Consider the following 25331-nt stretch of genomic DNA (forward strand, 5'->3'; position numbering starts at 1 on the left):
CACGTGGAACGTATCTACGTCGGCATGGGCAGCAACCTGGCTGCCCCTGAACAACAATTGCGCGACGCCATCGAGGCCCTCGCGCAATTGCCGGACACCACGCTGGCGGGCGTCTCCGCCTTCTATCAAAGTGATTCCCTGCTCCCGGGCCAGCCGCGCTATACCAATGCGGTCGCGGCCCTGGACAGCGCGCTTGCACCACTGGAACTGCTCGATGCGCTGCAAGCCATCGAGAATGACCAGGGCCGCGAGCGTCTTGAGCGTTGGGGCCCGCGCACCCTGGACCTGGATATCCTGGTGTTTGGCGACCGGCTGATCGACGAGCCACGCCTGAAGGTGCCGCACTATCAAATGCACCTGCGGGCGTTCGTGCTTTACCCGCTGGCAGAACTGGCCCCGGCCAGCCTGCAACTGGCCGATGGCCGCCTGCTCGGCGACCTGCTGGATGCCTGCCCGTTTGTCGGCCTGGAACGCCTGCCTTCAAACCTGTAGGAGCGAGCTTGCTCGCGAAAAACCTGAGAACACCGCTCTGGGCGCCAGGCTTCCCGCGTCATCATTGACGACCTTCGCGAGCAAGCTCGCTCCTGCATTTACTACGCATCATTTACTGCTGAATCGCATCAGTAACAGCGGTAACACCACCGCCGTAACAATGCGGTAACACATCCAATTGACTTCCAGAGTCCTCCTCACGACTATAGGCGTCCCGCTGCCGCCTACCCGGCGCTAAAGGGCGCAATCCAGGCCTTATAAGCACTGATCCTTAAGAAAGTGCGCCTGTATAAACGAAGACTCACGCGCGTTACTCGCTGTTTCCAAGCGCCTGAATGAGGACCCTTTTCATGCCAAACGTTACCCTGAGCACCTTGCAGAGCCTCAAGCTCAAAGGTGAAAAGATCACCATGCTGACCTGCTACGACGCCACTTTTGCCCAGGCCAGCAGCCAGGCAGGAGTTGAAGTGTTGCTGGTGGGGGACTCCCTGGGCATGGTTCTACAAGGGAATGACAGCACCCTGCCCGTCACCAATGATGAAATCGCTTACCACACGGCCTGCGTCAAGCGCGGCAACGAAGGCGCCTTCATCATTGCCGACCTGCCCTTCATGGCCGATGCCACCATCGAACAGACCCTGACCAACAGTGCTCAACTGATGCGTGCCGGTGCACACATGATCAAGGTTGAAGGTGCCGCCTGGCTCGCCGAGTCGATTCGTTTGCTGGCTGAACGCGGCGTGCCGGTTTGCGCGCACATGGGCCTGACGCCACAGTCGGTGAATATCCTCGGCGGCTACAAGGTACAAGGCCGCGGCGAAGCCCAGGCGCGCCAGATGCGGGCCGATGCCATCGCCCTTGAACAGGCCGGTGCGTGCATGATTCTGCTCGAATGCGTGCCAAGCGAGTTGGCAGCGGAAATAACCCAGGCCGTTAAAGTTCCGGTGATCGGTATCGGCGCCGGTTCTGCCACAGACGGCCAGGTATTGGTACTGCATGACATGCTGGGCCTGTCCCTTACCGGCCGCGTACCCAAGTTCGTGAAGAACTTCATGGCGGGCCAGGACAGTATCCAATCAGCCCTCGCCGCCTACGTCAGCGAAGTCAAAGCCGTCACCTTCCCGGGCGCCGAACACGGATTCTCCGCATGAACACCGTCAAGACCGTGCGCGAACTGCGCGCCGCCGTCACCCATGCCCGCAGCGCGGGCAAACGCATCGGCTTCGTGCCCACCATGGGCAACCTGCACAGCGGCCATGCCACGCTGGTCACCAAGGCTGCGCAACAAGCCGACTTCGTGGTGGCGAGCATTTTCGTCAACCCGCTGCAATTTGGCGCCGGCGAAGACCTGGACAAATACCCGCGCACCCTGGCGGCCGACCAGGAGAAGCTCTTGCAAGCCGGTTGCAACCTGCTGTTCGCCCCGACCGTCGAGGAGATGTACCCCGACGGCATGGCCGGCCAGACTCGCGTCAGCGTGCCGCAACTGTCCGAAGGCCTATGCGGCGCCAGCCGGCCCGGGCATTTTGAAGGCGTGGCCACGGTGGTCAGCAAGCTGTTCAACATGGTCCAGCCGGACCTGGCGATCTTTGGCCAGAAGGACTACCAGCAACTGGCGGTGATTCGCGCCATGGTCCATGACCTGAACATGCCGATCCAGATTATCGGCGAGCCGACCGTGCGCGCCGACGACGGCCTCGCGCTGTCGTCGCGCAATGGTTACCTCACCGACGAGCAGCGCGCGATCGCACCGGTGCTGTACCGCAGCCTCAGCCAGATCGCCGCCGCCATTGAAGCGGGCGACCGCGACTTCGCCAAACTGCGCGCCGCACAGGTCCAGCAAATCGAAGCGGCAGGTTTTCGCATGGACTACCTGGAGGTTCGCCAGGGCCTGCACCTGCGTCCGGCCACCGCCGAAGACAAGGACCTGGTGATCCTGGTCGCCGCCTACCTGGGCGCCACCCGGCTGATCGACAACCTGCATCTGCATCTGAACTGACCCCGCCGCACACCCCGCCTGTTGCACTGCCTGATCGGCCGGTATAAAAAAGTACCGGCCACAGCGCAGACAAAGCCAAGACAGATCGACACGCTAGGTTTAATGTATTCGCCCTACGCTCTTCGTTGGCGTTGACCGGAGCCTGTCATCTTCACAAAGACAGGACATTCCCGGCTTTCAAGTGTCCTAAAAGCAGTCCCAGCAATAAAAAGGAAACCCGCAGCGATGGCGTACTACCGCACTCCTCATGACGTTACCGCTCTGCCCGCCTGGCAAGCGCTCAATCAACATCGCCAAGCCATGCAGGATTTCAGCATGCGCGAAGCCTTTAATGCCGATCCCCAGCGCTTTACCCAGTTCACCTTGAGCAGCTGCGGACTTTTCCTCGATTACTCGAAAAACCTGATCACCAGCGAAACCCGCGACCTGCTGGTAGGCCTGGCCAAGGAAGTCGACCTTCAGGGCGCGATCAAGTCGCTGTTCAACGGCGAGCCGGTCAACTCCTCCGAAGGCCGCCCGGCGCTGCACACCGCACTGCGTCGCCCGGTGGGTGACAAGCTGTCGGTCAACGGCGTGAACATCATGCCGGACGTGCACAAGGTGCTGAACCAGATCACTGACCTGGTCGGCCGCATCCACGACGGCCTGTGGCGTGGCTACACCGAGAAGCCGATCACCGACGTGGTGAACATCGGTATCGGTGGCTCGTTCCTCGGCCCGGAGCTGGTGTCTGAAGCGCTGTTGTCCTACGCCCACAAAGGCGTGCGCTGCCATTACCTGGCGAACATCGACGGCAGCGAGTTCCACGAGCTGACCATGAAGCTGCGCGCCGAGACCACGCTGTTCATCGTCTCGTCAAAATCCTTCAACACCCTCGAAACCCTGAAAAACGCCCAGGCCGCCCGCGCCTGGTACCTGGCCCAGGGTGGCTCGGAGGCCGAGCTGTATCGCCACTTCATCGCCGTATCGAGCAACAACGCGGCGGCCGTGGCCTTCGGTATCCGCGAAGAGAACATTTTCCCGATGTGGGACTGGGTGGGCGGTCGTTACTCGCTGTGGTCGGCTATCGGCCTGCCCATCGCGCTGGCCATCGGCATGTCCAACTTCAAGGAACTGCTGTCCGGCGCCTACACCATGGACCAGCATTTCCAGACCGCTCCATTCGAGGCGAACATGCCGGTGCTGCTCGGCCTGCTGGGCGTGTGGTACGGCAACTTCTGGGGCGCGCAGAGCCACGCAATCCTGCCGTACGATCACTACCTGCGTAACATCACCAAGCACCTGCAACAGCTGGACATGGAATCCAACGGCAAGAGCGTGCGCCAGGACGGTACGCCGGTTTCCACCGACACCGGCCCGGTTATCTGGGGCGGCGTAGGCTGCAACGGCCAGCATGCTTACCACCAGCTGCTGCACCAGGGCACCCAACTGATCCCGGCCGACTTCATCGTGCCGATCGTCAGCTTCAACCCGGTTTCCGACCACCATCAGTGGCTGTACGCCAACTGCCTGTCCCAGAGCCAGGCCCTGATGCTCGGCAAGACCCGCGCCGAGGCTGAAGCCGAGCTGCGCGACAAGGGCATGGACGAAGCCGAAGTGCAGAAGCTGGCACCGCACAAGGTGATCCCGGGCAACCGTCCGAGCAACACCATCGTGGTTGAACGCATCAGCCCTCGCCGTCTTGGCGCACTGGTGGCGATGTATGAACACAAAGTGTTCGTGCAAAGCGTCATCTGGGGCATCAACGCGTTCGACCAGTGGGGCGTGGAGCTGGGCAAGGAGCTGGGCAAAGGCGTCTACAACCGCCTGACCGGCACCGAAGAACAGCCTGCGGACGATGCGTCCACCCAGGGGTTGATCAACTACTTCCGCGGCCGTCACCGCGGTTGATGGTATCAGCACTACAATGAGGGTCTGAACCTGCGGGAGCGGACCCTTGTAGGAGCTGGCTTGCCAGCGATGCAAACACCTCGGTGAAACTCAGTACCGAGGTGATGCAATCGCTGGCAAGCCAGCTCCTACGAGGGTCGCAAAGCTCCCCTCTTGTCGCAAAAAACAAGAATAAGGATCCCTCATGTTCGATATCAGCACGTTCCCCGCCGCCGATGCCGTCCGCCGGGCTGCGCAACTCAGTCAAGAGGACTACCAGCGCCTCTACCGCCAATCCGTCGAGCAACCCGACACGTTCTGGGCCGAACAGGCCAAGCGTTTTCTCGACTGGAGCACGCCTTGGCAGACCGTCCAGAAATCCGACATCAAGACCGGCGCCGCCCAATGGTTTGCCGGAGGCCAACTGAACGTCAGTTACAACTGCATCGACCGTCACCTCGCGCAACGCGCTGATCAGCCGGCCTTCATCTGGGAGGGCGATGATCCTGCGACGTCTTCCAAAATTACCTACCGCCAGCTCCACCAAAACGTCAGCCGCCTGGCCAACGTGCTGAAAAGCCGTGGCGTGAAGAAAGGCGACCGGGTGTGCATCTACATGCCGATGATTCCCGAGGCGGCCTACGCGATGCTGGCCTGTACGCGGATCGGTGCGGTGCATTCGGTGGTGTTTGGCGGATTCTCGCCGGACGCCCTGCGCGACCGCATTCTCGACGCCGATTGCCACACGGTGATCACCGCCGATGAAGGCGTGCGCGGCGGCAAGCCGGTGGCGCTGAAACAGAATGTCGACAAGGCCCTGGCCAGTTGCCCGGGTGTCAGCACGGTACTGGTGGTGCAGCGCACTGGCGCGGCAGTCAATTGGACTGAAGGGCGCGACCTCAAGTATCAACAGGCCCTGGATGCAGCCAGCGACGACTGCCCGCCCGAGCCGATGGATGCGGAAGATCCGCTGTTTATCCTCTACACCTCCGGCAGCACCGGCAAACCCAAAGGTGTGTTGCACACCACCGGCGGTTACCTGCTGCAGGCTGCGATGACCTTCAAGTACGTGCTCGATTACCGTGACGGCGAAGTGTTCTGGTGCACCGCCGATGTCGGTTGGGTCACCGGCCACAGCTATATCGTGTACGGGCCACTGGCCAATGGTGCGACCTCGCTGATGTTTGAAGGCGTGCCGAGCTACCCGGACAGCTCGCGGTTCTGGCAGGTGATCGACAAACACAAGGTCAACATCTTCTACACCGCGCCGACCGCGTTACGCGCGCTGATGCGGGAAGGCCACGGGCCACTGGAAAACACTTCCCGCGCCAGCCTGCGCCTGCTGGGCAGTGTCGGCGAGCCAATCAACCCGGAAGCGTGGGACTGGTACTTCAATGCCGTGGGCGAACAACGTTGCCCGATTGTCGACACCTGGTGGCAGACCGAAACCGGCGGCATCATGCTCAGCCCGCTGGTCAGCGTCCAACGGATCAAGCCCGGCTGCGCCACCCAGCCGATGTTTGGCGTGGTGCCGGTGCTGCTTGATGAGCAAGGCAAGGAAATCAGTGGCGCCGGCAGCGGCGTGCTGGCGATCAAATCCAGCTGGCCAGGGCAAATCCGCAGCGTGTACGGCGACCCTCAGCGGATGATCGACACCTATTTCAAACCCTACCCCGGCTACTACTTTACCGGCGACGGCGCGCGGCGCGACGAGGACGGTGACTACTGGATCACCGGCCGCATCGACGACGTGATCAACGTTTCCGGGCACCGCATCGGCACCGCCGAAGTCGAAAGCGCCCTGGTGCTGCATGATCAGGTCGCAGAAGCCGCGGTGGTCGGTTATCCACACGACGTAAAAGGCCAGGGCATCTATGCCTTCGTCACGCCCATGAATGGCGTCGAGCCCGACGACGCGCTGAAAAAACACCTGCTGGACCTGGTCAGCAAGGAAATCGGCAGCTTCGCCAAGCCCGAACTGATTCAATGGGCGCCGGCCTTGCCGAAAACCCGCTCAGGCAAGATCATGCGGCGGATCCTGCGCAAGATTGCCTGCAACGAACTGGACAGCCTGGGAGATACATCCACACTGGCCGACCCGAGCGTGGTGGACGGCCTGATCGACAAGCGCCTCAACCGCTAGGAACCCATGGAATTCATTCGCAGCCGCATCGAAAACCAGCTGATGAGCCTGACCGGCTTGTCGCTGGGCCAACTCGACCTGGAGAACCCCAAGGGCGATCCGGGTCTCTTTGGGCCGAACTCGGTGAGCTGGAAGGTCCATGGCGACTTCAGCAGCATGTTGATCGGCGGCATCAGCGCGTTGATGTTGCAGGCATTGCACCCGCTGGCGTTGGCCGGCGTGTGGGACCACTCGAACTTTCGGCAGGACATGCTGGGGCGGTTACGACGCACCTCGCAGTTCATTTCCGGCACCACGTTTGGTTCGCGGCGTGACGCCGAATGGCTGATCGAGAAAGTGCGCACCATTCACCTGCAAGTGGTCGGCCATGCACCGGACGGCCGACCGTATGCCGCCAGTGATCCCGAGTTGCTGACCTGGGTGCATGTGGCGGAGGTCAGCAACTTTCTCGCGGCCCACCTGCGTTATCGCAACCCGGATTTATCTGCGAGGGATCAAGACCGGTACTACAGCGAAATCGCCCTGGTGGCCGAGCAATTGGGCGCGCGCCATGTGCCGCGTTCGCGCCAGGAAATTTCCGATTACCTTGAGCGTATTCGTCCGCAACTGCTGTGTGACCAGCGCAGCCACGAAGTCCTGCGCCTGCTGCTCAATGCGCCGTCTCCGAGCACCCTGGCCAAGCCGTTTGGCTCGCTGATGATGCAGGCCGGTATCGACCTGCTGCCGGACTGGGCCAGCGACATGCTCGGGCAGAAGCAAAGCCCGATCCAGCGCCAGATGATTCGTGCCGGGGTCAGGCGCAGCGCGCCGTTGTTGCGCTGGGCCATGCGCAATGGTTCGGTGCAGCGGGCCCACAGGCGAATGGGCCTGCTGGAGCCATAACTGTTAAACTCCCGCGCCCCAATTACTCTGCAAGGCGCGCACTATGTCTTCCTTGAATCAGGCGCTGCGCGCCGCCCTCGATCATCGCCAGGACCTGCTCGCCGAGCTGCATGCACAAGGTACCGATTGCTATCGCCTGTTCCACGGCAGCCAGGAAGGCGCCGGTGGCCTGACGATCGACCGCTACGGCCCGCAACTGCTGGTGCAGAGTTTTCACCAGTCGCTGGAAAGCGACGACCTGTTGCACCTGCATCAAGCAATCAACCAGCACCTGGGGCTTGAACTGCTGCTGGTCTACAACGACCGCTCCCGGGGCAACTCGCGCATCGACCGTGAAGACACGGTGTACCGCGCCGAGCCCGCAGCCCTGGAAGACCTGGTCGGCCACGAATGGGGCCTCAATTACCGCGTGCGCGGCCGCCATGCCGGGCAAGACCCGCTGTTGTTCCTGGACCTGCGCAACACCCGCGGCTGGGTCAAGGCAAACAGCGCCGGCAAAAGCGTGCTGAACCTGTTTGCCTACACCTGCGGCGTAGGCCTGAGTGCTGCTGCCGGTGGCGCTCGTGAGGTGTGCAACCTGGACTTTGCCGAGGGCAACCTGGCGGTCGGTCGCGAAAACGGTCAACTCAACCCGCAATTGCCGACGATGGAATTCATCCAGTCCGACTACTTCCCGGCAATCCGCCAGCTGGCCGGCCTGCCCATCAGCCAGCGTCGGGGGCAGAAGCTGCCGAGTTACCCGCGCCTGGAGCAGCGTCAATACGATCTGGTACTGCTCGACCCACCCGCCTGGGCCAAGAGCGCCTTCGGCACCGTCGACCTGCTGCGCGACTACCAGAGCCTGCTCAAGCCGGCGCTGCTGGCCACGGCCGACAACGGCGTGCTGATCTGCTGCAACAACCTGGCGAAAGTCGGCATGGACGACTGGCGTGACCAGGTCCTGCGCTGTGCGGAAAAGGCCGGGCGCCCGGTGCGCGACTGGCAGGTCATGACACCCGGCGCAGACTTCCCGTCCCACGACCAGCAACCACCGCTGAAGACCCTGATCCTGCAACTGTAGGACTTGTCCCAAAAGGGTCAGGGCGCAGTAATAAAGGCCCGGCTCTTCGGAACCGTAAACCCGTGCCATACTCCAAGGCACTCTTGATTGACATAGATGGCGTCACATATGCCCAAAGGATTGATTCGCGCCGCTGGCGCCTTGCTGACCGCCCTTGCCCTGTACAGCTTGCTGGGCTTCCTGATTCTCCCCGGCATTGCCCTTCGCGTGGCCAACCAACAGTTGGCCAACTACGCCACGGTGCCGGCGCGTGTCGAGCGTATCGAGCTCAACCCGTTCAGCCTCGAACTGACCGTGTGGGGCCTGAATATCGGTGAGCCGGGCAAGGAGCAAGTGGCCTTTGAACGCCTCTATGCCAACCTGCAGATCGACAGCCTGTGGACCCGCGCCCTGCACCTGGCCGACGTACAACTCGACAAGCCCAAGACCGAGCTGCTGTTCGACAAATCCGGCCAGCTCAACCTGGCGCAGCTGTTCAAACTCCCGGCCAGCGAACCGACACCAACCGATCCAAACGCCAAGCCATTCCCGCTGCGCATCGATAACATCAAGCTGGCAGGCGGCTATGTGCACTTCCAGGATTTGCGCCCGAGCGAGCCGATCGAGTTTCTCTACGACAAACTCGATTTCGAGCTGAAAAACCTCAGCACGCTGCCCGATGACAACGCCGACATGACCCTGGTGGCAGCCGGCCCTGAAGGCGGCCAGATCGACTGGACCGGCAACTTCAGCCTGATCCCGATCGCCTCCGAGGGCAAACTCAAGGTTACCGACGGCAAGATGAAAGTCTGGTGGCCGTATGTACGTGACGCGGTGCCGCTGGTTCTGGAAGACGGCATCCTCAACTTCAGCACCGACTACAAGCTGAGCCTGGCCAAGGAAACCGAGCTGAACCTGACCAACGTCGCCCTGAGTGTCGCGCCGTTTGCGATCAAGGCACCGGATGGCCGGCCGCTCGCGCGCCTGCAGAAGCTGGACGTCAGCGAAACCACCGTGGACCTGGCCAAACAGCAAGTGATCGTCGGCAAGATCCGCAGTAATAAACTCGAAACCTGGGCCGCCCTTGAAGCCGACGGCCAGCTGGACTGGCAGAAGCTGTTTGCCAGCCAACCGAGCAAACCTGCAACTGCACCCGCAGCCGAGCCAGCCACCGCACCCGCTACCGCCGACTCGCCAAAACCTGCACCGGCAGCGCCGAGCAAGCCTTGGCAAGTGCTGCTCAAGGACGTGCAACTGCGCGACTATCAAGTGCATCTGGCTGACCGCTCGGCCAAACCGGCAGTCGCCCTGGAAGTCGGGCCGCTGAACCTTGACGTGCAGGGTTTCGACAGCCTTAACCAGAGCCCTTTTACCCTCAAGCTCGATACCGGCGTAGGCAAACAAGGCAAGCTCGAGGCGACCGGCCAGGTCAACCTGAGCCCGGTCAGCGCCAAGCTGAAAGTGGACACCAAAGACATCGACCTGCGCGTCGCCCAGTCCTATATCAGCCCATTTATCCGCCTGGAACTGCGTAGCGGCATGCTCGGCAGCAACCTCGACGTGAACCTGAAAAGCACCGACCCCCTGGCATTCCAGGTGACCGGCCGGGCCCAGGTCGACCAGTTGCACACCCTGGACACCATGAAGACCCGCGACTTCCTCAAGTGGCAGCGCCTGGTGCTGGAAGGCGTGAATTATCAACATGGCGACAGCCTGTCGATCGACAAGGTCAACCTGTTGCAGCCCTATGCGCGCTTCATGATCAACGATGACCGCACCACCAACATCGATGACCTGCTGATCCCGCAGCCGGCCAACAGCCCCGGCAAGTCCGCGGCGAAACCTGCGGCCAGCAAAGAGAAGCCCCTGGGCATTCATATTGGTCAAATTGCGATCAACGACGGCTCGGCCAACTTCGCCGACTTCAGCCTGACCCCGAACTTCGCCACGGCCATCCAGCAGCTCAACGGCCAGATCGGCACCATTGACAGTCGCCAGGCCAAACCGGCGAGCGTCGACGTCAAGGGCAAGGTTGACCGTTATGCACCGGTCACCATCAAGGGCAGCGTGAATCCGTTTGACCCGATGGCCGCACTGGATATCGCCACCAGCTTCAAACGCGTCGAACTGACCACCCTGACGCCATACTCGGGCAAGTTTGCCGGGTTCCGCATCCGCAAGGGTCGGCTCAACCTGGACCTGCATTACGTCATCACCAAGGGCCAGTTGAAGGCCGAAAACAAGGTGGTAGTCGAGCAACTGCAACTGGGTGAGAAGGTCGACAGCGCCGACGCCGTGGACCTGCCGATTCGCCTGGCGATAGCCCTGCTCAAGGACTCCGACGGCAAGATCTCGATCGAACTGCCGGTGACCGGCGACTTGAACAACCCGCAGTTCAGCGTCATGCCGATTGTCTGGCAGACCCTGCGCAACCTGGTAGTGCGTGCGGCCACGGCGCCATTCAAGTTCATTGGCGGCCTGATCAGCGGTGGTGGTGCCCAAGACCTTGGCAACGTGTCGTTTGCGGCAGGCTCCAGCGAGCTGAGCAAGGATTCCCAGTCGGCCCTCGACAGCCTGGCCAAAGCCCTCAAGGAGCGCCCTGCGCTGCGCCTGGAGATCGAAGGCACCGCCGCTGCCAGCAGCGACGGCCCGCTTTTGGCCGCACAACGGCTGGAACGCGAATACCAGTACAACTACTACAAGATCCTCCAGCGCCGTGGCGACAAGGTACCGGCCCAGGCGTCGCTGCTTGAAGTACCGGAAAAGGAAAAGGCGCCGCTGCTGGAAGGCATCTACCGCACCCGCCTGAAGCAACAGCCTCCGGCCGAATGGAAAGACCTGAGCAATGACGAGCGCACCGCCAAGCTGCGGGACGGTGTGATCAAGTTCTGGAGTGGCAGTGACGTGTTGCTGCGCCAACTGGGCCAGGACCGCGCCAGCGCGATCAAGGACTACCTGGTAGACAAGGCGCAGCTGGAAGATGAGCGGGTTTACTTTATCGATGCAAACCTTGGGGAAGCGGAGAAAGATGGTCGGGTGGTAACACCGATGCATCTGGATGCCGAATAAACCGGCACCCGCTGAGCACCTGTGGCGAGGGGGCTTGTCCCCCGTTGGGCTGCGTAGCGGCCCCAATGAGGGCGTCGCGGTCATTCAGGCGGATCACCGTCGTCATACCAAGGGGCCGCTACGCAGCCCAACGGGGGCAAGCCCCCTCGCCACAAGAGCCGCGCTGACCTCCCCACTTTTCTACCCACAATAGAACAGGCCCCGACACAAGTGCCGGGGCCTGTAATGACCACATCCGTGTGGTCGGTCGCATGAACCTGTGAGGTGCATTGAGCGGATATCTAACTCGCTCGTGGCCGCCTCCGCCTAGCTCAGGCGATTCGTTAAGCGTTACTCTGCTTTCAGGCCGTCGGCCGATACAGCTTTAACGCCTTTGATTTTCTTGGTGATGTTCACCGCGGTAGTTTTCTGCGCTTCAGTCACTGCGACGGTCGACGACAGGGAAACTACACCTTTGTTGGTTTCGACTTTGATGTCGGTGCCAGGAATACCTTTCTCGGTTACCAGGTCAGCTTTCACTTTGGTGGTGATCCAAGTGTCCGAGGTGGACTCTTTGGCACCAGCAGCTGCGCTTTTGGTTTTGTCGACGTTATCAGCCTTGGTAGCGCCGCCAGCCATCAGGCCGTCAGCCGAAACTGCGGTTACGCCTTTGATTTTCTTGGTGATCGCTACAGCAGTAGCTTTCTGAGCGTCGGAGATAGCAACTGTCGAGGACAGGGAAACCACACCTTTGTTGGTCTCAACCTTAATGTCCGAACCAGGAATACCTTTCTCGGTCAGCAGGTCAGCTTTGACTTTGGTGGTGATCCAGGTATCCGAAGTGGACTCTTTAGCCTTGGTGACTTCACCGGCCGCCAGCGTCATAGGGGCTTGGGAAGTCTGAGCAAAGGCTACGTTAGCACCCATGGCCAGGGTCAGAGCGGTAGCAGTAGCGAGAGCGAACTTCTTCATACGAGTAACTCCTGTTTTATTAAAAGTCTGCAGTACGTAAACCTTGATGCTGCAGCGTTAACAGGGATATTGCAGACAGTGTGCCAACTCGATGCGACCAATTAAATCCTTATAAAACAATACGTTATGAAAACAGGTGATTTTCGGAATCGTGCAACTTGCATGAAGACGAACGTGCCTGCATGCAAGTTGCGGCTTTTGGGGTATGGCTAAACGCCTGATTTCGCGACACTTTCCCGCAGGCATAAAAAAAGGACTCCGAAGAGTCCTTTTTCAGCTTGCAGCGACGGGGTGATTAAACGCCCGAAGCCTTGGCTGCTGCTACGTCCTTGATGGACAGCTTGATACGGCCGCGGTTGTCCACGTCCAGTACCAGCACTTCCACTTCCTGGCCTTCTTTCAGGATGTCGGTCACTTTCTCAACGCGAGCATCGCTCAGCATGGAGATGTGAACCAGACCGTCCTTGCCCGGCAGGATGTTGACGAATGCGCCGAAGTCGACGATGCGCTCAACCTTACCGACGTAGATCTTGCCGATCTCGGCTTCAGCAGTGATACCCAGGACGCGCTGACGTGCCGCTTCAGCCGCTTCCTTGGTTTCGCCGAAGATCTTGATCGAGCCGTCGTCTTCGATGTCGATCGAAGCCTTGGTCTCTTCACAGATCGCACGAATGGTCGCGCCGCCTTTACCGATAACATCACGGATTTTGTCGGTGTCGATTTTCATCGCGATCATGGTCGGAGCATTTTCCGACAGTTCGGTACGGGACTGGCCAATGATCTGGTTCATCTGACCGAGGATGTTCAGGCGCGCTTCCAGGGCTTGGCCCAGAGCGATTTCCATGATTTCTTCGGTGATGCCCTTGATCTTGATGTCCATCTGCAGCGCGGTAACACCTTTGGCGGTACCGGCTACTTTGAAGTCCATGTCGCCCAGGTGGTCTTCGTCGCCCAGGATGTCTGTCAGGATGGCGAACTTCTCGCCTTCTTTAACCAGGCCCATGGCGATACCGGCAACCGGTGCCTTCATCGGAACGCCGGCATCCATCAGAGCCAGGGAAGCGCCGCAGACCGAAGCCATGGAGCTGGAACCGTTGGACTCGGTGATTTCCGACACAACGCGAATGGTGTACGGGAACACGTCGGCGGCAGGCAACATGGCTGCAATCGAACGACGGGCCAGACGGCCGTGACCGATTTCGCGACGACCAGCGCCACCCATGCGACCACACTCACCTACCGAGAACGGAGGGAAGTTGTAGTGCAGCATGAACGGGTCTTTTTTCTCGCCTTCCAGGGTGTCCAGCAGCTGTGCGTCACGGGCAGTACCCAGTGTTGCAACAACCAGGGCCTGGGTTTCGCCACGGGTGAACAGGGCCGAACCGTGGGTTTTTGGCAGAACGCCGACTTCGATGTTCAGCGGACGTACGGTGCGAGTGTCGCGACCGTCGATACGTGGCTTGCCGTTAACGATGTTTTCGCGAACGGTGCGGTATTCGATTTCGCCGAAGGCTGCTTTGACTTCGCTGGAAGAAGGCTGGCCTTCTTCACCGGACAGCTTGGCAACAACCTGGTCCTTCAGCTCACCCAGGCGAGCGTAACGGTCGGCCTTGATGGTGATGGTGTAGGCGTCGGAGATCGCGGTGCCGAACTCGGAGCGGATAGCGCCCAGCAGTGCGGTAGCTTCTGGCTGAGGAGCCCAGGTCCAGGTTGGCTTGGCAGCTTCAGCGGCCAGTTCCTTGACAGCGTTGATCACAACCTGGAACTCGTCGTGAGCAAACAGTACAGCGCCCAGCATCTGGTCTTCGGTCAGCTCTTTGGCTTCCGATTCAACCATCAACACGGCTTCCGAAGTACCGGCAACGACCATGTCCAGGCTCGAAGCTTTCTGTTGTTCGTAAGTCGGGTTCAGCAGGTAGCCGGTGCTTTCGTGGAATGCAACACGGGCAGCGCCGATCGGGCCATCGAAAGGAATACCGGAGATGGCCAGGGCCGCCGAGGTACCGATCATCGCAGCGATGTCCGGATCGGTCTTCTTGCTGGTGGAAACGACGGTGCAGACAACCTGCACTTCGTTCATGAAGCCTTCTGGGAACAGCGGACGGATCGGACGGTCGATCAGTCGGGAAGTCAGGGTTTCTTTCTCGGAAGGACGGCCTTCACGCTTGAAGAAACCACCAGGGATCTTACCGGCAGCGTAAGTCTTTTCCTGGTAGTGAACGGAAAGAGGGAAGAAGCCTTTGCTTGGGTCAGCGGTCTTGGCGCCTACAACGGTCACCAATACGGTGACGTCGTCGTCAACGGTAACCAGTACTGCGCCGGAGGCTTGACGGGCGATACGGCCTGTCTCGAGGGTAACGGTCGACTGACCGAACTGGAATTTTTTGATAACCGGGTTCACGGTGTCCTACCTTCTTTGTGGCTCTTGGGGAACTTGTCTTCTTGCGAAATTCTTGGGCAATGTCGGGAATCGGCCCAACGCCTGTCCAGGGTAAAACGTGTATCCAGATAAAACTTGAGGCTGGAAGCCTGCCATGGGCCAGCGGGAAACCCACTGACACACGACAGCCAACCAACCTCTAGCGCAATCGCTTATTAGCGACGCAGACCCAGGCGACCGATCAGAGTCTGATAACGACCCAGATCCTTGCCTTTCAGGTAGTCCAGCAGCTTACGGCGCTGGTTTACCATGCGGATCAGACCACGACGGGAGTGGTGATCTTTACCGTTGGCCTTGAAGTGACCTTGCAGCTTGTTGATGTTGTGGGTCAGCAGTGCAACTTGCACTTCTGGCGAACCAGTGTCACCAACAGCTTGCTGATAGTCAGCAACGATTTGTGCTTTTTCTTGAACGTCGAGAGCCATGAGGCAATCCTTTTTTCAGGAAACCACCCAAAGGGCAGTTTCAACAGGCCAGGGACAAATCCCTGTATCTAAAAATGAGTAGTGACCATGCCTGCTAACAGCCACCCTCGTTCCAGTTTGAGTAAAAGCTACTGCGCTTTTACCACAAACTGGTTTCGGTCATTCTGACCGAATCAGTCGACGCGGCGCGATGCGCCCGTCTTCGCTCACTTCACCGATACCGATAAAGCGACCGTTGTGATCTTGTACCCGCACCATGCCGAACTTCGGGGCATCCGGTGCACGTACCGGCTGGCCGTTAAGCCAGTAGAACGCGCTGTGCTCCGAGAAGTGCAGCAATGGCCAATCCAGTAAACCGCTGTCCGATGGCATCAGGAAGCGATCAACCGCTTCGTTGCCGCCTTCGGCATGCACTGCTTCCAGCTCTTCCAGCGTGACCGTCTGGGCCAGGGTGAAAGGGCCTGCCTGGGTGCGTCGCAGTTCTGCAACGTATGCGCCACAGCCTAGTTGCTCACCGATATCTTCCACGAGGGTACGGATATAGGTGCCTTTGCTGCAGTCCACCGCCAACCGGGCAGTGTCGCCTTCAGCGGCGAGCAATTCCAAGCGCGCAATAGTAACAGAACGCGGTTCGCGCTCCACCACTTCCCCTGCACGTGCCAGCTTGTAAAGAGGCTGGCCATCACGCTTGAGAGCCGAGTACATCGGCGGTATCTGACTGATTTGCCCACGAAAAGCAGGTAAGGCAGCTTCGATATCAGCACGACCAACGGTCACCTCGCGAACCTGCAAAACATCACCTTCGGCGTCTGCCGTGGTGGTGGTCTTGCCCAGTTGCATCAGGGTTTCGTAGCCCTTGTCGGAATCGAGCAGGTATTGCGAAAACTTGGTGGCCTCGCCGAAGCACAACGGCAACACGCCGGTGGCCAAGGGGTCGAGGCTGCCGGTGTGCCCTGCCTTCTCGGCATTGAGCAGCCAGCGAACCTTCTGCAACGCCGCATTGGAGGTAAAACCAATGGGTTTGTCGAGCAGAATGATGCCGCTGACATTACGACGGATGCGTTTGACCTGAGCCACCGATTACTCCTTGGCGTCTTCAGGCGTGGCGGATTCCGGGTGCTGATTGTCTTCAGCCACGGCCCGCTCGATCAGTGCCGACAGGTGCGCGCCACGCACGACACTTTCGTCGTAGTGGAAGTGCAACTGAGGAACGCTGCGCAGCTTCATTTCACGGGCCAACTGCATACGCAGGAAACCTGCGGCGGAGTTGAGCACCTTGATGCTTTGCGCGATTTCTTCGCTGTTGTCCTGGCCCATCACGGTGATGAAGATCTTGGCGTGACCAACGTCACGGCTGACTTCAACGGCGGTGATGGTGACCAGGCCAACACGTGGGTCTTTTACTTCACGACGGATCAGCTGTGCCAGCTCACGCTGCATCTGATCGCCGATACGTTGGGTACGGCTGTATTCTTTTGCCATGTCTTGTTACCTGTTGCTGCCACACGGTGAAACCCGTGGGGTCTGAAAGCGGCAAACGCCCGGCCTGACAAAAGCCAGACCGGGCGTTGCGTTTAGAGTCCGGACACAACGCCAGGCATTTGCATGCCCGGGCGCTGCGTGGCCCTTGAAGTACGCGAGTTAGAGGCTGCGAGCAACCTGGACCTTCTCGTAGACTTCGATCTTGTCACCCGCCTTGACGTCGTTGTAGCTCTTGACGCCAATACCGCATTCCATGCCGGCACGTACTTCGGAAGCGTCATCCTTGAAGCGGCGCAGGGATTCCAGCTCGCCTTCGAAGATAACGATGTCTTCACGCAGTACACGGATTGGACGGTTACGGTGCACAACACCTTCGATAACCATGCAACCGGCGATCGCGCCGAATTTCGGCGAGCGGAACACGTCACGCACCTCGGCCACACCCAGGATGTTCTCCCGGACGTCGCTGCCAAGCATGCCGGTGAGGGCTTTCTTGACGTCTTCGATGATGTCGTAGATGACGTTGTAGTAACGCATGTCCAGGCCTTCCTGCTCGACGATCTTCCGTGCGCCAGCATCGGCACGCACGTTGAAGCCGAACAGTACAGCGTTGGAGGCCAGCGCCAGGTTGGCATCGGATTCGGTGATACCACCGACACCGCCGCCGACCACACGCACTTGCACTTCGTCGTTACCCAGGCCATTCAAGGCGCCGTTCAACGCTTCGAGGGAACCACGAACGTCAGATTTGAGGACGATGTTAAGCGTCTTCTTCTCTGCCTGGCCCATGTTCTCGAAGATGTTTTCCAGCTTGCCGGCGTGAGCACGGGCCAGCTTGACTTCGCGGAACTTGCCTTGACGGAACAGAGCCACTTCACGGGCTTTCTTCTCGTCCGACAGCACGCTCATCTCGTCGCCAGCGTCCGGGGTACCGTCCAGGCCGAGGATCTCGACAGGGATGGAAGGACCGGCTTCCTTGATTGGCTTGCCGTTCTCGTCGAGCATGGCACGTACACGGCCATAGTTCGAACCGACCAGGACCATGTCGCCTTGGCGCAGGGTACCGTCTTGAACCAGAACGGTTGCAACCGGGCCACGACCCTTGTCGAGACGCGATTCAACCACAACGCCACGACCCGGGGCCGATGGAGTTGCTTTCAGTTCGAGAACTTCGGCTTGCAGCAGAACAGCTTCAAGCAGTTCGTCTACACCGGTACCGACTTTCGCCGAAACCGAAACGAATGGCGTATCACCGCCCCACTCTTCCGAAGTCACGCCGTGAACCGACAGCTCGCTACGGATGCGATCGAGATCGGCGCCCGGCTTGTCGATTTTGTTCACTGCAACAACCAGAGGAACACCAGCGGCTTTAGCGTGCTGGACAGCTTCAATGGTCTGCGGCATTACGCCGTCGTCCGCTGCAACTACCAGGATCACGATGTCAGTCGCCTTGGCACCACGGGCACGCATGGCGGTAAACGCGGCGTGACCAGGGGTGTCGAGGAAGGTGACCATGCCGCGTTCGGTTTCAACGTGGTATGCACCGATGTGCTGGGTGATGCCGCCGGCTTCGCCTGCAGCTACCTTGGCACGACGGATATAGTCGAGCAGCGAGGTCTTACCATGGTCAACGTGGCCCATTACGGTCACGACTGGCGCACGGGAGAAAGTCTCGCCTTCAAACTTCAGGGACTCGGCCAGGGAATCTTCCAGGGCGGTGTCGCTGACCAGGGTCACTTTGTGGCCCAGCTCTTCAGCAACCAGTTGGGCAGTTTCCTGGTCCAGTACCTGGTTGATGGTCGCTGGGGTACCCAGTTTGAACATGAACTTGATGATTTCAGCAGCCTTGACCGACATCTGATTGGCGAGGTCGCCAACAGTGATGGTCTCGCCGATCTGCACGTCACGCACGACAGGGCCGGTTGGGCTCTGGAAACCGTGGGCATTGCGCTTCTTCAGCTTGGCCTTGCCGCGACCACCGCGACGGAAGCTGTCGCTTTCTTCGTCGGTAGTACGTGGGGCAACGCGTGGCGCTGGCGCCTTCTCTTTGACCGAAGCACGATGTGGAGCGTTTTTGCGCTCACCATCGCCACTGCCACGACGATTGTTATCGTCGGCACGTGGTTTGTCCGGGCGGCGAGGTTCTTCGCGTTTGCGAGCGTCGGCTGCAGGAGCTGGCGCGGCGGCAACCGGAGCGGCCTCACGAACAGCTTCAACAGGCGCGCTAGGCGCAGCAACGGCCTCAGTGTTAGCAGGTTGCGCAGCAGCAGGCTGGCGACGCGCTTCTTCTTCGGCGCGACGCTTGGCTTCTTCTTCAGCCTTCTGACGAGCAGCATTTTCTACTGCGCGACGTTCTTCCAGTTCGCGTTTGCGCTCGGCTTCGATTTCTTCCGGGCTGCGCTGTACGAAGACTTTCTTCTTGCGTACTTCAACGCTGATGCTCTTGCTGCCAGCAACACGCAGGGTGCTGGTGGTTTTGCGCTGCAATGTAATCTTGCGCGGTTCTTCCACTTTCGCCTTGTGGCTGCTCTTCAAGTGAGTCAGCAAAGACTGCTTCTCACTATCGCTCACACCTTCATCGGCGGCGGTGTGCGGCAGACCTGCCTCACGCATCTGCTGCAACAGGCGCTCTACCGGTGTTTTGACCTCATCGGCCAGTTGTTTCACCGTGACTTGCGTCATGCACTTCTCTCCTCAGGCCGCGCCTAATTACTCGAACCAATGGGCTCGGGCGGCCATGATCAACTTGCCGGCACGATCATCGTCAATGCCGTCGATGTCGAGCAGGTCGTCAATAGACTGCTCGGCCAGGTCTTCGCGGGTAATTACGCCGCGCACCGCCAGTTCCATCGCCAAATCCTTGTCCATACCCTCAAGCGAGAGCAGGTCTTCGGCCGGATGGGCGTCTGCCAGCTTTTCCTCAGTAGCGATGGCTTTAGTCAACAAACGATCCTTGGCCCGAGCGCGAAGCTCGTTGACGGTGTCTTCGTCAAAGCCGTCGATGTTGAGCATTTCTTCCAACGGTACGTAGGCAATCTCTTCCAGGCTGGTGAAGCCTTCATCTACCAGCACCTGTGCCAGGTCTTCGTCGACTTCCAGCTCGTCGATGAAGTTGCGCAGGATGTCACCGGTTTCTGCTTGCTGCTTAGCCTGGATGTCCGATTCGGTCATCACGTTCAGGGTCCAGCCGGTCAACTGGCTGGCCAAACGTACGTTCTGACCACCGCGACCGATGGCCTGAGCCAGATTGTCTGCGCCAACGGCGATGTCCATTGCATGGGCATCCTCGTCAACGATAATTGCCGCCACTTCAGCAGGCGACATTGCGTTGATCACAAACTGCGCCGGGTTATCGTCCCACAGGACGATGTCCACACGCTCACCACCCAATTCGCCCGACACTGCCTGGACGCGCGAACCGCGCATACCAATGCAAGCACCTTGCGGGTCGATGCGTTTGTCCTTGGAGCGGACCGCGATCTTGGCGCGTGAACCCGGATCGCGGGACGCAGCCATGACTTCGATCAGGCCTTCGGCAATTTCCGGCACTTCGATGCGGAACAGCTCGATCAGCATTTCCGGCGCGGTACGCGACAGGATCAACTGAGGGCCGCGGTTCTCGGTGCGGATTTCCTTGAGCAGCGCACGCAAGCGCACGCCAACCCGGAAAGTTTCGCGGGAAATGATGTCTTCGCGGGCCAGCAACGCTTCAGCGTTGTTACCCAGGTCGACGATCACGTTGTCGCGGGTGACTTTTTTCACGGTGCCGGAGATGATTTCCCCCAGGCGCTCGCGATAAGCGTCAACGACTTGAGCGCGCTCGGCTTCGCGGACCTTCTGCACGATGACTTGCTTGGCAGTCTGTGCAGCGATGCGGCCGAACTCGATGGATTCGATCTTTTCTTCGACGACATCACCGACCTGGGCGCCCGGATGCGTTTCAGCAACCTTGCTCGGCCAGGTTTCGATGGCCGGATCATCAAGATCGGCTTCTTCGACGACCGTCCAGCGACGGAAAGTCTCGTAGGCACCGGTGTGGCGGTTGATTTCCACACGCAGATCAACTTCGTCTTCAAAACGCTTTTTGGTAGCAGTGGCCAGGGCCAGCTCCAGCGCTTCAAAAATCACGTTTGCCGGTACGCCCTTTTCATTGGATACCGACTCAACAACCAGCAGTACTTCTTTGCTCATCGTACGCCTCGCCTTTCGCAAGCCATTGGATCCGCGGGATCCGCGTCTCAGTCAAAACTGGGAATAATGTTGGCCTTGTCGATCATATCGATCGGCAACAGGAACTCATGGTCTTCTACCTGCACCACGACGTCCTGCTCTTCTACACCGCGCAGAAGGCCCTGAAAGTTGCGTCGCCCTTCAAAGGGAGAGCGCAGCTTGATCTTCACTTGTTCACCGGCAAATTTTGCAAACTGATCAATAGTGAACAGTGGGCGTTCCATGCCAGGCGAGGAAACTTCGAGGGTGTATTCAACGGAGATCGGATCTTCAACATCCAGGACACCGCTGATCTGACGGCTGACAATGGCACAATCGTCCACCAGCACGCCGCCCTCTTTATCGATATAAACGCGCAACATTGAGTGGCGACCTTGAGCCGAAAACTCAATACCCCAGCATTCATAGCCTAGGGCCACGACCACCGGGGCCAACAAGGCCTGCAACTCTTCTAGCTTGCTCGACACCTGAACCCCCTCGTGCATGTATGTGCATGCTGTGCAAAATAAAAAAATGGGCGAAACGCCCATCCTTGAAACGCCGTCGAACAGCGGCGTTGAAAGTGTCCAGCTAACAAAAAGCCCCTTAAAAGGGGCTCCGCTAAAACTGGTTGCGGGGGCCGGATTTGAACCGACGACCTTCGGGTTATGAGCCCGACGAGCTACCAGACTGCTCCACCCCGCGACAAAGCTGGGGCGGAAGTATACGACCGATCCCTTACAGGGTCAATGTAACCTTCCACCTACAAGAAAGCCCGCAACAGCGGGCTCTCCTGATAATTGGTACCGAGAAGGGGACTCGAACCCCTACACCCTATGGGCACAACCACCTCAAGGTTGCGTGTCTACCAATTCCACCACCTCGGCAATACAGCGTTTACAACCTTCTTACTTCTGCTCTTGAGCTGGAGGTACGTCAGTCGCTGGAGTAGCCGACTTTTGCTCTTGAAGCACCGGGACATCATCAGAAGCCGGTTTTGCTTTTGGTACTTCCAACACTGCTGGGTTTGGGAGACCTACTTGAGTCAGCACATGAGCTTTCTCTTTAGCAAAGTAACCTAACCCCAAGCTGGTTATGAAGAAACCGGCGGCAAGTATAGCAGTAAACTTACTAAGAAAGGTAGAGGAACCTTGGCTTCCGAACACAGTATTTGAAGCACCTGCCCCGAAAGACGCACCAGCGTCCGCACCTTTACCCTGCTGCAGCAAAACCAGAGCAACTACGCCCAGTGCACCCAGCAGATGAAAAACAACGATGACTGTTTCCAGCATTTTTTCAGTTTCCCGCGGCGCGACAAATCGCACCGAACTCATCTGCATTCAGGGAAGCTCCACCAATGAGCCCCCCATCGATATCCGGCATGCCGAACAGTTCGACCGCATTGGCCGCCTTCACGCTGCCGCCGTATAGAAGCCGCACACCTCGTGCGACCTCAGAATTCTCTGCCGCCAACTGCGCGCGGATGGCTGCGTGCACATCCTGCGCCTGTTGCGGCGAAGCAGTCAGCCCGGTGCCAATGGCCCAGACCGGCTCGTAAGCAATTACTGCATTTGCAAAGGCACCGACTCCCAGCTCCTCGATGATGCTGCCCAGCTGACGCCCGACAACCTCAAGAGTTTTACCGGACTCACGCTGCTCAAGGGTCTCCCCTATGCACAACACCGGAACCAAGCCGCAAGCCTGTGCCGCCGCGAATTTGCGATTGAGTGTCCCATCACGCTCGCCCATGATCTGGCGGCGCTCGGAGTGCCCAACAAGCACCAGGGAGCAACCCGCATCAACCAGCTGACTCGGTGCAATCTCACCGGTCAACGCACCTTGCATGGATTCCACCGCAGAGTTCTGCGCGCCGACCTGGATCGACTTGCCTTTCAAGCCATCAATCACTTGATTGATATACAAGCAAGGCGGGAATACCGCGACATCAACACCGCCAGGCAAGGCCAAATGACGAAGGCCATTGATCAGCTCAGCGACACTGGCGCGGGTACCGTGCATCTTCCAGTTACCAGCTACCATAGTGCGACGCATGCTGTACCTCGTCGGTCAAAGTGGGCGCAGATGTTACCCAACCACATCATCACTGGCAAGCCGAATTCAGGCGCAAACTTCAGTTACCAGTTTTGCCAGCTCTTCGGCATAGCCGCGAACCTGTGTTTCGTCCTCGCCCTCGACCATTACACGCACCAAAGGCTCGGTACCCGACTTGCGCAGCAAGACCCGGCCACGCCCCGCCATGGCGGCAGTCACGCGCTCACTGGCCTCTTTGACAGCCGGATGCTCGATAGGGTTGTCACCGCCTGCAAAGCGCACGTTGAGCAGCACTTGCGGGCACTTGCGCAACGCCTGCCGCGCCTGGGCCAGGCTTTCTTCACGGCGACGCAGCGCCAGCAGCACCTGCAGCGCCGCAATGATCGCATCCCCGGTAGTCGTGTGTTGGAAGCAGACGATATGACCGGAATTTTCGCCGCCCACCTGCCAATTACGCTCCAGCAGGTCGGCAATCACGTAGCGGTCACCGACATTGGCGCGCACAAACGGGATCCCCAGATCTGCCAGGGCCAGCTCCAGGCCAAGATTGCTCATCAAGGTACCGACGACGCCGCCTTGCAGCTTGTTACGCTCATGCAGGTCACGGGCGATGATGAACAACAGGTCGTCGCCATCGACGATCGCGCCAGTGTGATCGACCATCAATACGCGGTCGCCATCACCATCGAACGCGATGCCCAAGTCGGCATGCTCAGCCAGGACAGCCGCCTGCAACTGCCCCATGTGGGTTGAGCCGCAGTTGTCGTTGATGTTCAGGCCGTTCGGCTGCGCCGACAGTACAGTAACGTCTGCGCCAAGCTCCTTGAACACACTCGGTGCGACTTTGTACGTCGCGCCGTGGGCGCAGTCGATGACGACCTTCAACCCGGCAAAATTGGTGCTGCTTGGCACGCTGCTTTTGCAAAACTCGATGTAACGGCCGGAAGCGTCGTTAATCCGCGACACCTTGCCCAGCTTGCTCGATTCGACGACGGTCATCGGCGCATCCAGCAACTCTTCGATCATGTGCTCGATCTCATCCGGCAGCTTGGTGCCCTGGCCCGAGAAGAACTTGATGCCGTTGTCATCGTGGGGATTGTGCGAAGCGCTGATCACGATACCGGCTTGAGCATGAAAGGTACGCGTCAGGTAAGCGATCGCCGGCGTAGGCATCGGCCCCAGCAGCATCACATCAGCGCCGGCAGCAGACAGACCTGCCTCCAGCGCAGACTCAAACATATAACCCGAGATACGCGTGTCCTTACCCACCAGGATACGGCAGGCCCCCATGCTGCGGAACGCCATGCCGGCGGCCCAGCCCAGCTTGAGCATGAAATCGGGAGTAATCGGGAATTCGCCGACCCGACCGCGAATGCCATCGGTGCCAAAATACTTTTTAGTCATAAGTGCTCCATCATTCTTATTCGGCTGATTCAACCGCTGCGATCATCCGCACTACATCTATCGTCTCGGCCACGTCATGCACGCGCAAGATGCGCGCACCCTTGACCACGGCAAGTGCCGCAAGTGCCAGGCCGCCATGCAGCCGCTCACCCACCGGACGATTCAACGCCAGACCTATCATGCTCTTGCGCGAAACCCCGACCAACAAGGGGCGACCAAGGGCATGCAGGGATTCCATATGCTTGAACAGGCTTAAATTGTGCTGCAAGGTCTTGGCAAAGCCAAATCCCGGGTCGAGGATTATCCGCTCGGGAGCAATCCCCGCCGCCGCGCATTGAGCCATGCGCTCAGCAAGGAAGCCTTTCACTTCACCGACCAGATTGTCGTAATGAGGGTCGTCCTGCATCGTGCCCGGCTCGCCAAGCATATGCATCAGACAAACCGGCAGCCCCGTCGCGGCGGCCGCATCCAGAGCGCCATCGCGCTGCAAAGAGCGCACATCGTTGATCAACCCTGCACCCAGCCGCGCAGTTTCGCGCATGATGGCTGGGGTCGAGGTGTCGACAGAGATGATGACGTCCAGCTCTTGATGGATGCGCTCGACAATCGGAGCAACCCGCTCCAGCTCCTCCAGGGGAGAAACTGCGCGCGCGCCGGGCCGGGTTGATTCGCCACCGACGTCAATCAGAGTCGCACCGGCAGCCACCATCGCTTCCGCATGGCGCAACGCAGCATCAAGCTGACTGAAGCGACCACCATCGGAAAAGGAATCAGGGGTTACATTAAGAATGCCCATAACGTGTGTATGGGCCAAATCAAGAACCCGGCTGCCGCAAGGCAACCGGGTCGAGGACAACGCAGAAGTCATTTCAAAC

At 59.4% G+C, this 25331-nt stretch carries 20 protein-coding genes and 2 tRNA genes; 8 read left to right on the plus strand and 14 right to left on the minus strand.

What is annotated here, in order from left to right:
• Positions 1-3 precede the first annotated feature (3 nt).
• The 8 genes from folK (at position 4) to HX839_RS25435 (ending at position 11493) form a co-directional block, all read left to right on the plus strand.
• Complete coding sequence (folK, locus tag HX839_RS25400) at positions 4-492, plus strand: 2-amino-4-hydroxy-6-hydroxymethyldihydropteridine diphosphokinase (RefSeq protein WP_003212163.1); 489 nt, start codon at positions 4-6, stop codon at positions 490-492.
• Between the two features lie 350 nt (positions 493-842).
• Positions 843-1643, plus strand: coding sequence for a 3-methyl-2-oxobutanoate hydroxymethyltransferase (panB, locus tag HX839_RS25405; protein ID WP_008436874.1), 801 nt, complete (start codon positions 843-845; stop codon positions 1641-1643).
• Entirely contained in the window at positions 1640-2491 is an 852-nt protein-coding gene (gene panC, locus HX839_RS25410) for a pantoate--beta-alanine ligase (RefSeq protein WP_003212166.1), read from the plus strand. Before panB ends, panC begins: the two co-directional genes overlap by 4 nt.
• 225 nt (positions 2492-2716) lie before the next feature.
• On the plus strand, positions 2717-4381 hold the full coding sequence (gene pgi / locus HX839_RS25415) for a glucose-6-phosphate isomerase (RefSeq protein WP_003212168.1): 1665 nt from the start codon (positions 2717-2719) through the stop codon (positions 4379-4381).
• A gap of 184 nt (positions 4382-4565) precedes the next feature.
• The gene (gene acs, locus HX839_RS25420; protein WP_177067879.1) at positions 4566-6503 is read left to right on the plus strand and encodes an acetate--CoA ligase; all 1938 of its coding nucleotides are present in this window, start codon (positions 4566-4568) and stop codon (positions 6501-6503) included.
• A gap of 6 nt (positions 6504-6509) precedes the next feature.
• On the plus strand, positions 6510-7385 hold the full coding sequence (locus HX839_RS25425; RefSeq protein ID WP_102604509.1) for an oxygenase MpaB family protein: 876 nt from the start codon (positions 6510-6512) through the stop codon (positions 7383-7385).
• Between the two features lie 43 nt (positions 7386-7428).
• The gene (locus tag HX839_RS25430; protein ID WP_087693397.1) at positions 7429-8445 is read left to right on the plus strand and encodes a class I SAM-dependent rRNA methyltransferase; all 1017 of its coding nucleotides are present in this window, start codon (positions 7429-7431) and stop codon (positions 8443-8445) included.
• Positions 8446-8553: 108 nt separating this feature from the next.
• The gene (locus HX839_RS25435; RefSeq protein WP_177067880.1) at positions 8554-11493 is read left to right on the plus strand and encodes a DUF748 domain-containing protein; all 2940 of its coding nucleotides are present in this window, start codon (positions 8554-8556) and stop codon (positions 11491-11493) included.
• A 330-nt stretch (positions 11494-11823) separates the two neighbouring features.
• Here HX839_RS25435 and HX839_RS25440 read toward each other — a convergent pair whose 3' ends face one another.
• The 14 genes from HX839_RS25440 to folP form a co-directional block, all read right to left on the minus strand.
• The gene (locus HX839_RS25440; protein ID WP_003212178.1) at positions 11824-12444 is read right to left on the minus strand and encodes a BON domain-containing protein; all 621 of its coding nucleotides are present in this window, start codon (positions 12442-12444) and stop codon (positions 11824-11826) included.
• Positions 12445-12739: 295 nt separating this feature from the next.
• Complete coding sequence (gene pnp, locus HX839_RS25445) at positions 12740-14845, minus strand: polyribonucleotide nucleotidyltransferase (protein WP_003212180.1); 2106 nt, start codon at positions 14843-14845, stop codon at positions 12740-12742.
• A 194-nt stretch (positions 14846-15039) separates the two neighbouring features.
• A complete protein-coding gene (gene rpsO / locus HX839_RS25450) occupies positions 15040-15309 on the minus strand; it encodes a 30S ribosomal protein S15 (protein WP_003177875.1) in 270 nt (89 codons plus the stop codon).
• A gap of 159 nt (positions 15310-15468) precedes the next feature.
• A complete protein-coding gene (gene truB / locus HX839_RS25455) occupies positions 15469-16386 on the minus strand; it encodes a tRNA pseudouridine(55) synthase TruB (RefSeq protein WP_003212182.1) in 918 nt (305 codons plus the stop codon).
• 3 nt (positions 16387-16389) lie between these two features.
• Positions 16390-16791 carry a 30S ribosome-binding factor RbfA gene (gene rbfA, locus HX839_RS25460; protein WP_003212184.1) on the minus strand — a complete coding sequence of 134 codons (402 nt, stop codon included), beginning with the start codon at positions 16789-16791 and terminating at the stop codon, positions 16390-16392.
• Between the two features lie 159 nt (positions 16792-16950).
• Positions 16951-19473: a translation initiation factor IF-2 gene (gene infB / locus HX839_RS25465; protein ID WP_003212186.1), complete on the minus strand. Its 2523-nt coding sequence runs from the start codon at positions 19471-19473 to the stop codon at positions 16951-16953.
• 27 nt (positions 19474-19500) lie between these two features.
• Positions 19501-20982, minus strand: a complete 1482-nt coding sequence (gene nusA / locus HX839_RS25470; RefSeq protein ID WP_003212187.1) for a transcription termination factor NusA — start codon at positions 20980-20982, stop codon at positions 19501-19503.
• Between the two features lie 47 nt (positions 20983-21029).
• A complete protein-coding gene (gene rimP / locus HX839_RS25475; RefSeq protein ID WP_003235029.1) occupies positions 21030-21488 on the minus strand; it encodes a ribosome maturation factor RimP in 459 nt (152 codons plus the stop codon).
• Between the two features lie 140 nt (positions 21489-21628).
• Positions 21629-21705, minus strand: a tRNA-Met gene (locus tag HX839_RS25480).
• 96 nt (positions 21706-21801) lie between these two features.
• Positions 21802-21887, minus strand: a tRNA-Leu gene (locus HX839_RS25485).
• 21 nt (positions 21888-21908) lie between these two features.
• Positions 21909-22292, minus strand: coding sequence for a preprotein translocase subunit SecG (secG, locus tag HX839_RS25490; protein ID WP_026078118.1), 384 nt, complete (start codon positions 22290-22292; stop codon positions 21909-21911).
• A gap of 4 nt (positions 22293-22296) precedes the next feature.
• On the minus strand, positions 22297-23052 hold the full coding sequence (tpiA, locus tag HX839_RS25495; RefSeq protein ID WP_008436843.1) for a triose-phosphate isomerase: 756 nt from the start codon (positions 23050-23052) through the stop codon (positions 22297-22299).
• 66 nt (positions 23053-23118) lie between these two features.
• Positions 23119-24456: a phosphoglucosamine mutase gene (glmM, locus tag HX839_RS25500; protein WP_177019338.1), complete on the minus strand. Its 1338-nt coding sequence runs from the start codon at positions 24454-24456 to the stop codon at positions 23119-23121.
• 16 nt (positions 24457-24472) lie between these two features.
• On the minus strand, positions 24473-25324 hold the full coding sequence (folP, locus tag HX839_RS25505; protein WP_177067881.1) for a dihydropteroate synthase: 852 nt from the start codon (positions 25322-25324) through the stop codon (positions 24473-24475).
• Positions 25325-25331: the final 7 nt, after the last annotated feature.

Source organism: Pseudomonas sp. I8001 (genome assembly GCF_013385345.1).
GTDB lineage: Bacteria > Pseudomonadota > Gammaproteobacteria > Pseudomonadales > Pseudomonadaceae > Aquipseudomonas.